The organism is Rhodococcus sp. R1101 (assembly GCF_000278445.1).
GTDB classification, from domain to species: domain Bacteria; phylum Actinomycetota; class Actinomycetes; order Mycobacteriales; family Mycobacteriaceae; genus Rhodococcus; species Rhodococcus gordoniae.
Genome location: NZ_AJVB01000881.1, coordinates 1 through 695, shown reverse-complemented (window position 1 = coordinate 695; position 695 = coordinate 1). Strand labels below are relative to the sequence as shown.

General features: G+C 66.8%; 1 protein-coding gene. It reads left to right on the top strand.

Annotated features, from left to right (window positions below):
- Positions 1-517 (top strand): DUF305 domain-containing protein (locus tag R1101_RS0124975; RefSeq protein ID WP_016935828.1); only part of this gene is annotated, 517 nt, incomplete at its 5' end.
- Positions 518-695 lie beyond the last annotated feature (178 nt).

Here is a 695-nt window from a genome sequence, read left to right as displayed (position 1 = left end):
GTCCGCAGAACAGGCTGCGGCTCACAACGACGCCGATGTGATGTTCGCGCAGATGATGATCCCGCACCACAGCCAGGCCATCGAGATGAGCGACATGCTCCTCGCCAAGGAGAACATCCCTGCCGAGGTCATCGCGCTGGCCGAGCAGATCAAGGCCGCGCAGGGTCCGGAAATCGAACAGCTCGAGTCCTGGCTCGACCAGTGGGGTGCTCCCATGGCGACGTCCGAGGACGGCCACGACATGCCCGGCATGGATGAAGGCACGGGCATGGGCACGAGCGGGATGGACGGGATGATGAGCGCAGAGGACATGCAAGCCCTGGCACAGGCGCAGGGCACCGACGCCGCCCGTCTGTTCCTCGACCAGATGATCGTCCACCACGAAGGCGCCGTCGAGATGGCACAGACCGAGATCGGTGAGGGCCGGTTCACCGACGCGGTGGTCATGGCCCGCAGCATCGTCGACACCCAGCAGCAGGAGATCGAGACCATGCGCCAGCTGCTGGAGACCCTGTAACGCACCCCGCCCATCCTCGGCGGCCCACCGCAGTCAGGAGCTTTCGATGTCACACCCGGACCACCGACACTCCCCACCGGCACCGGCCGGACACGATCACGCCACCTTCACCCAGAGCCCACCTCCCGACGCCCACGATGCGCATGCCGGGCACGGGGAACACCTCGCCCACCTCGGC